Annotated in this window: 5 protein-coding genes and 1 pseudogene; 5 read left to right on the top strand and 1 reads right to left on the bottom strand. The window is 47.0% G+C overall.

The genetic code is table 11. The features are described 5' to 3' along the window. Window positions 1-526: 526 nt before the first annotated feature. The gene (locus O9332_RS21545) at window positions 527-1,084 is read right to left on the bottom strand and encodes a Uma2 family endonuclease (protein ID WP_002763043.1); all 558 of its coding nucleotides are present in this window, start codon (window positions 1,082-1,084) and stop codon (window positions 527-529) included. A 178-nt stretch (window positions 1,085-1,262) separates the two neighbouring features. On the opposite strand from O9332_RS21545, the gene O9332_RS21540 reads away from it, so the two are divergent. The 5 genes and pseudogenes from O9332_RS21540 (at window position 1,263) to O9332_RS28500 (ending at window position 7,275) form a co-directional block, all read left to right on the top strand. After that, window positions 1,263-1,757, top strand: coding sequence for a tetratricopeptide repeat protein (locus O9332_RS21540; RefSeq protein ID WP_043999459.1), 495 nt, complete (start codon window positions 1,263-1,265; stop codon window positions 1,755-1,757). Between the two features lie 143 nt (window positions 1,758-1,900). Continuing rightward, complete coding sequence (locus tag O9332_RS21535) at window positions 1,901-3,001, top strand: S1C family serine protease (RefSeq protein WP_288027335.1); 1,101 nt, start codon at window positions 1,901-1,903, stop codon at window positions 2,999-3,001. 59 nt (window positions 3,002-3,060) lie between these two features. Continuing rightward, entirely contained in the window at window positions 3,061-3,669 is a 609-nt protein-coding gene (locus O9332_RS21530) for a COP23 domain-containing protein (RefSeq protein WP_002763038.1), read from the top strand. A 39-nt stretch (window positions 3,670-3,708) separates the two neighbouring features. After that, window positions 3,709-7,059: pseudogene (locus O9332_RS21525) on the top strand (tetratricopeptide repeat protein); the annotation flags it as partial. 27 nt (window positions 7,060-7,086) lie between these two features. Further along, the gene (locus tag O9332_RS28500) at window positions 7,087-7,275 is read left to right on the top strand and encodes a hypothetical protein (RefSeq protein ID WP_323131881.1); all 189 of its coding nucleotides are present in this window, start codon (window positions 7,087-7,089) and stop codon (window positions 7,273-7,275) included. Window positions 7,276-7,541: the final 266 nt, after the last annotated feature.

Below are 7,541 nucleotides of genomic sequence, written 5' to 3'. Positions count from 1 at the left end.
CCCCCCTTATCAAGGGGGGCAAGGGGGCTCCCCCCGCCTATCGGCACCCCCCTTATCAAGGGGGGCAGGGGGGCTCCCCCCGCCTATCGGCACCCCCCTTATCAAGGGGGGCAGGGGGGCTCCCCCCGCCTATCGGCACCCCCCTTATCAAGGGGGGCAGGGGGGATCGAACCTAAAATCCATTTTTAATTTAATTATAACCAGCTACTTAGGTTAAAGAAAATCTCTCAATTCTCAGGAAAAGCGAAACCCAACAGCCAACACCTAAATCCGTCTGAATCTTTTTGTTGGGTTTCCTTACGTCAACCCAACCTACGGTAGTTTCCTTGGGTCTATTGTTGGGGTTCCTTACGTCTATCGGCTAGACAAGGAAAAAGCGATCGAGGATTTCCGACAAGCCGCCGAACTGTTCCGCCAGCAAGGGAACGCGCCAGCACGCGAAAAAGCCCTGCAATTCCTACGGCAATTAGGCGCGGTCTAGATACTCGATCGATTTTGAATCTCACCCCGAAAAAAGCGATCGATCTTACAGCAAGATTTCTAGCGCTAGGGTGAACCCCGGAACCACATCTTCCCCGCTTAAAATCGCGTTCTCGGGATAACAGGTAATCGTCCCGTCCTGACGGTAGACGAAAGCCTGTTTATTGTGGCGATCGATCAACCATCCTAACTTCACCCCGTTCTCCCGATACTCCTCCATTTTCCGCTTTAACTTGGATAAACTATCGGTTTTAGAACGGATCTCGATCACGAAATCCGGCGCGAGATCGAGAAATTCATCCTCCCTTTCCTGCCAACCGGACGGTAAACGTTCTCTCGCCACGAAAGCCACATCGGGAGAGCGTACCGCGCTATTGGCCAGTTTAAAACCGCCGCTAGAACTAAATACCTCTCCTAACCCGTTCTGTTCGACCCAGTAGAGCAGGCGAGCGCCGGCTTTCAGTTCTCGATTCGCTGAAATACTTCCGATCGGGGGCATAGTGACTAACGTTCCATCTGCATTGCGTTCAAAGCCTAATTCCGGGTTCTGACAACTGAGGCGAATTAATTCCGCATCAGTAATCGTCGGGGATTTGCTTACCATATTGCATCAAAAAAAACAAGTATTTTTCACTAAATGATAACAAAGCGATGCCGATTGCCGCGCTTTTTCCTTTTGTACCCGAAAGGAAAAAAAATTGATCGCCCTATCCTGCATATTCTCAAAAAAGCAACCGATGAATTATGTAGAAGCTCAAATCACCCTCACCGAGGCACTACCCATGAAATCCTTTGCCCTTCTCACCACCGTCAGCCTAATCGGCCTCTCCACCCTCGCCACTGTTCACCCCGTTATGGCCCTAGAAAGCCGACAACCAGCCGAAACCCGGATCGCTCAAGCGAACTACAAAGAAGCGATCGCCCACTTTAACCGGGGAATTAACTACATCCAACAGGAAAAATATGATCTCGCCCTCGCTCAATTCACCAGAGCGATCGAACTCGATCCGGACTATAGCGAAGCTTACCTCGGTCGGGGCATGATTTACACGATTCGCGAACAATGGCGGCCGGCGTTTCAAGACCTGAACACCGCGATCCGACTAAACCCCCGCGCTGCCTACGCTTACCATTTCCGCGGATACGTCCATCTCGCATTTAACCAGAGACAAAATGCGATCGCCGATCTAACAACGGCCGCCGAATTATTTCGCCAGCAGGGAAACACAGAAATGTACAACAGCGCCATAGAAGCACTACGGCAGATAGGTGCGTAAGTTGCCAGGGAGAGCGATCGCTCTCCCCCTCTAAACTTTTGTGAAAAAAGCAACCTGAGGACTTAAAACTTAATCGCATAATTGGAAAAAAACCAACGATAACATCCTTGCAAGTATCCCTCGACTAAAGAGGAGCCAACCCGATGAAACCAATTACTTTCACCCTATCGGTGCTACTGGCCACCACTGGCCTACTCGTTCAACCAGGAGGCTTCCTGATGGAAAACGTTCCACCCCTCCTCGCGCAGGAGCAGACCGCTTCTAGAGTCTATCAGAAAGCCAGCCCCGCCGTCGTCACCGTCAAAAATGGCAGCGGCCACGGTAGCGGCTTTCTCGTCAGTCCCGACGGTATCATCATTACCAACGCCCACGTTGTTGCGGATGGCCCCCGGGTGGTGACGGTGAAATTTTCCAACGGACAGCAGGCCTCGGCAGACGTGATCGGCTTCGCTAAAAATGGCGTGGATTTAGCCGTCCTGCGGATTTATAACCGCCAAAACCTGCCCTATCTTCCCCTCGCCCGTCCGAACTCCGCCAAAGTCGGCGAAAGCGTTTTCGCCATCGGCACACCCTTAAACGAGGACTATCAAAACACCCTCACCCAGGGCATTATCAGCCGTCTCGACCCCGAAAAAGGCATTGTGCAACACAACGCTAATATCAACAAAGGCAATTCCGGCGGGCCGCTTTTGAATTCACGGGGGGAAGTGGTGGGGGTTAACGTCGCAGGCGATATCGGGAGTTACGTTTACGACGGTGCGGGAAACCCGATCGGCCTTACCCAGAGCGGCATTAATTTCGCCGTTTCCCTCGATCGCCTGCAAGCTTTCCTCACCGCAGTTAAAACAGGCGATGTCTCCACCGTCTCAACATTAGGACAGGACGATCGGATACAGTTACTCGCCCTCCCTCTTAACGGTCAGACCGTTCAAGGCAACTTGACCAAAGACCAAAACGAGCAATATTACGGGTTCGAGGGTCGTGCCGGACAGAAAATCGTTCTGGATATGAACAGCAACGAGATCGCTCCCTATCTTGTCCTCTATCGCGTTCTCCAATCTTCCGAGGGGACAAAATACCCACAGGTCGCCCGTAGTAACCAGCGTGTCGATCGCGCCCCCGGGGATTTTAACGCTCGACTCGTAACCGAATTACCCGCCGATGGAGTTTATATCCTAGTGGCTACCTCTCGCGAAGGGGGTGAATCGGGTCGCTACACCCTCAACGCCGCCGCTAACCCTTAAATAATCCCATTTTGACCCTAATCACGATTCTAATCCCTATTTTCTGAGGAACTATCCCTATGAACTCTAGATATATTTCCCACCGTCTCGCTTGCGTCGGCCTCCTCGCCACTGTCCTCCTCGGTGGTATCGCCCCCGGTTTCAGCCAATCGACCACCCCGAATGGCGTCACCTTCTTCTGTAAAGAGGTGTTCGATCGCGCATCGGGAGGAAAAATACCCGCTACCCTCGCTTGGATTCCCCAAAGAAGCGGCAATGTGCGGATTATCGGCTGGAAATCGGAATATTTCTCCAAACGTTCCCCGGTTCGTTGCGAGGAAGTCACGAAAAAATTCCAGGAAGCATATAATCAAGGGCGTTTTAACTATCTCACCACCGGCCGGGCGAAAGGATACCCGATCATCTGCAGCGTTTCACGATCCGGCGATCCCTGCGATGGTAATAGCCAACTTTTTACCCTTAAACCCCACGACAATCCAGATTTAGTCTTGCAACAACTCATGGACATCCTAGAGGGGAAAAGCTCGGATATGCTCCTCCAGAATTCCGGAGATAAAACCTATATCTCGATGACGGAGTTTTTCGCCAAAGCACCACTCGCCGATCGCGACGCACCCTGTGGTACGAGATCTGCTGGCCCGCAAAATAATTGCGTTCCCACCCGCTAGAATTTTCGCTGTTTTACCCCAAATTTCCCCATAATAACCATGTTGAAACCCTTTCCCCTACTCCTAAGCCTCCTACTTCTGCCCGTCGTACCGGTTAAAGCGCTATCCCCTTTCTCTGCTCCGGCGATCGTGGCGGAAGACAGCCCAGACGCGCAGATCGAGCGATCGATCCGTCAAGTCACTGTTAAGATTACTAGCGAGATAAATCGGGGATCGGGAATCATTATCGGGAAAAAAGGCAGTATATACCTCGTTTTGACCAACGCTCACGTTACCCGCGGCGCGACCACCCTACAGATCCAAACCCACGACGGCCAAACCCGCACAGCCTCGATCGCGCCGAATTCCCTTTTAAAAGATAAGGATCTGGCCCTGGTGGAGTTTAGCGATACCCGGGATTATCCGATCGCTAAAATTCGCGCCATTTCCCCGGATGCGGAACTAGATATCACCGTAACCGGTTATTCCGCAGAAACGGGGCAGTACACCACCGATAACGGGAAAATTGAACAAACAAGCGATCGACCCCTCCGGGAGGGCTACAGCGTCGGTTATAGTGGCGATATCGTGCAGGGAATGAGTGGCGGTGGTATCTTTTTCGAGGATGAGTTAATCGGCATTAACGGGCGATCGGCCCATCCGATTCTCTCTAACTACATCTACGAGGACGGTACAAAACCCACAGATGCAGAAATCCAAAAGATGAGAGCGGTTAACTGGGGCATTCCCCTTCATACCCTATTAACCTACATCCGGCCCGAAATCCTCAGCGCCTATAACCTGCCCCTACCGCAGGTGAACCCCGATATAGAAACCACCGCCCCTACTGACTATATCGCCGAATTAGAAACAAAAGCCAAGGGTTTCACCGTGCGGATTGATAGTAGCAGTAAAGCCAATGGAAGTGGCGTAATTATCGCTAAAGAAGGGAATATTTACACAGTTTTAACCGCAGACCATGTATTATGTGAGAAGAAGGAAGAAAGTCAAGATGCTGCAAGTGAACCTTGTCCCGATCGCACCTACACCGTCGTCACCAAGGACGGTAAAACTCGAAACATCGAGAAAAGCACCATCATCCGGCAGGAAGGGGTAGATTTAGCAGTTTTTCAGTTTGAAAGCCGAGACAATTATCCCGTTGCGGAAATAGCGAATTATAACCCAAATACCGATGATTTTGTTTTTGCGGCAGGCTTCCCCAAAATTGGCGACAATCCCTCGAAATGGTTGTTTAGTGGAGGTAGAATCAAAGATCAAGAAATGGGATTATTAGGAACCCGCCAAAATGACTTAAGCAATGAACAAGGGGCAGTATTAAAAAGTGTCAGTTCTTTAACTGGAGGGTATGAATTAGTTTATACTAGCATCACATTTGGGGGAATGAGTGGTGGTGCAGTCTTAGACTCCCAGGGGAGAGTAATAGGGATTCATGGACGTTCAGAAGGAGCAGGGGGGGGGAAAATTCAGTTAGGGTTTAGTTTGGGGATTCCCATTAGCACTTTTATCGGATTGCAAGAAAGATTGAAGGTAAAACCGCAATTATTAACCACTGCTCAACCCCAAGTTAGTCCGCAACAACAACAAGAAATTATTCAAGCGATTGCTGGTGTTATTGTCCCTAATACCAATGCGAAGGCGGATATTTGGATACAAAGGGGGGGACAATTATGGCGGTTACGGAGGTCTGAGGAAGCAATTAAAGCCTTTGATGAGGCGATTAAGCAAAATGACCCCGATAATGTCTATTTAGCCTGGTATGGGAAGGGATTAGCGTTATTTCAATTACGCGAACATCAACCAGCTATAGAAGCTTTGCAACAAGCGATTAATACCTTACCTAAAGGGAAAGATTTAAAGGAGTTTCACAGTAGTATTTTACAACTGCAAAGTAATGTTTATGCCGTTTTAGGTGGCTTCTCAAAAAGTGCTGGTAGAGAAAGAGAAGCCAGAGAAAATTATGAGCAAGCATTAACCGTGATTAATCAGGCGATTTCTCTGTTTCCCAATAGTCCTAAATCCTATATAATGAAAGAGTCAGTATTAGATAGTTTAGAACGCTATGATGAGGGATTAGCTGCGATTAATCAGGCAATTGATCTCGCTCCTCGTGCTTTGTGGTATGTGATTCGAGCGAAGTACTATTTCTTACAACAAAAATACGAATTAGCTTTAGATGACCATAACAAAGCTATTGAACTTAATCCTAATTATGCTATGGCTTACTCTGTTCGAGCGTTGCACTATTCCTCCCAACAAAAATACGATTTAGCTTTAGATGACTACAACAAAGCTATTGAACTTAATCCTAATTATGGTTTATATTATAGAGGGCGGGGGCTTAATTACCTTCTCCAACAAAAATACGATTTAGCTTTAGCTGACTTCAACAAAGCCATTGACATTAATCCTAATGATGCTGGTGCTTACAACAATCGGGGTAATCTTTACTCTTACCAACAAAAATACGATTTAGCCCTCTCTGACTTCAACAAAGCTATTGACCTTAATCGTAATTTTGCTAAGGCTTACGAGAATCGTGGGAATCTTTACCGTCGCCAACAAAAATACGAATTAGCTTTAGCTGATTACAACAAAGCTATTGACATTAATCCTAATGATGCTGGTGCTTACGCCAGTCGGGGGAATCTTTACTCTGACTTGCAGAAATACGAATTAGCTTTAGCTGATTACAACAAAGCTATTGACATTAATTCTGATGATGTTTTTTCGGCTTACTTCTATCGGGGGATTTTTTACCATCGCCAACAAAAATATGATTTAGCTTTGGCTGACCTCAACAAAGCTATTGAACTTAATTCAAATTTTAGTCACTTTTACTTCATTCGGGGGGATCTTTACCGTCTCCAAGAAAAATACGATTTAGCCCTCTCTGACTACAGCAAAGCTATTGACATTAATCCTAATTATGCTGAGGCTTACCAAATTCGGGGGATTCTTTACTTTTACCAAGAAAAATACGAATTAGCTTTAGCTGACCTCAACAAAGCTATTGACATTAATCCTAATTATGCAAAAGCTTACTACAATCGGGGGGAGCTTTACCGTCTCCAAAAAAAATACGATTTAGCTTTAGCTGACTACAGCAAAGCCATTGACATTAATCCTAATTATGCTAATGCTTACTACAATCGGGGGCTTCTTTACTATAACCAGCAGAAGTACGATTTAGCCCTCTCTGACTACAGCAAAGCTATTGACATTAATCCTAATTATGCTGACGCTTACAACAATCGGGGGGTTGTTTACTATAACTTGCAGAAATACGATTTAGCTTTAGCTGACTACAACCAAGCTATTAGAATTAATCCTAATTATGCTCAAGCTTACTACAATCGGGGGCTTCTTTACTATAACTTGCAGAAATACGATTGAGCCCTCTCTGACTACAGCAAAGCTATTGAAATTAATCCTAATTTGGCTCAAGCTTACTTAGGTCGTGGTGGTTTATATGCCATATTAGGACAACCCGAAAAAGTAAAAATTGATCTACAACAAGCAGCTATATTATTCCTCCAACAGAATAATATGGCTGCTTATGAACAAGTGATGCAGATTTTGCAGATTTTACAAAAATTAGGGGGGTGAGTTTCGTAGTTTCGTAGGTTGGGTTGAGCGAATAAATATGTTAAAGAAAACCTCTCAATTCTCAGGGAAAGCGAAACCCAACACCCAACCCCTAAATCCGTCTGAATCTTTTTGTTGGGTTTCCTTGGGTCTATAGTTGGGTTTCGTGCCTCAACCCAACCTACTTTAGTTTCCTTGGGTTTATGGTTGGGTTTCGTGCCTCAACCCAACCTACAGTTTCGTAGGTTGGGTTGAGCGAATAAATATGTTAAAGAAAACCTCTCAAT

It is taken from the genome of Microcystis sp. LE19-10.1B, from assembly GCF_027530565.1.
GTDB lineage: Bacteria > Cyanobacteriota > Cyanobacteriia > Cyanobacteriales > Microcystaceae > Microcystis > Microcystis aeruginosa.
Note: the sequence above shows the minus strand (reverse complement) of the source record. Positions and strands in the feature narration are given on the sequence as shown.

Bases quoted from the DNA above. Each gene is read 5' to 3' on its own strand.
- O9332_RS21545 (WP_002763043.1), bottom strand. From the start codon at position 1,084: ATGGTAAGCAAATCCCCGACGATTACTGATGCGGAATTAATTCGCCTC.
- O9332_RS21540 (WP_043999459.1), top strand. From the start codon at position 1,263: ATGAAATCCTTTGCCCTTCTCACCACCGTCAGCCTAATCGGCCTCTCC.
- O9332_RS21535 (WP_288027335.1), top strand. From the start codon at position 1,901: ATGAAACCAATTACTTTCACCCTATCGGTGCTACTGGCCACCACTGGC.
- O9332_RS21530 (WP_002763038.1), top strand. From the start codon at position 3,061: ATGAACTCTAGATATATTTCCCACCGTCTCGCTTGCGTCGGCCTCCTC.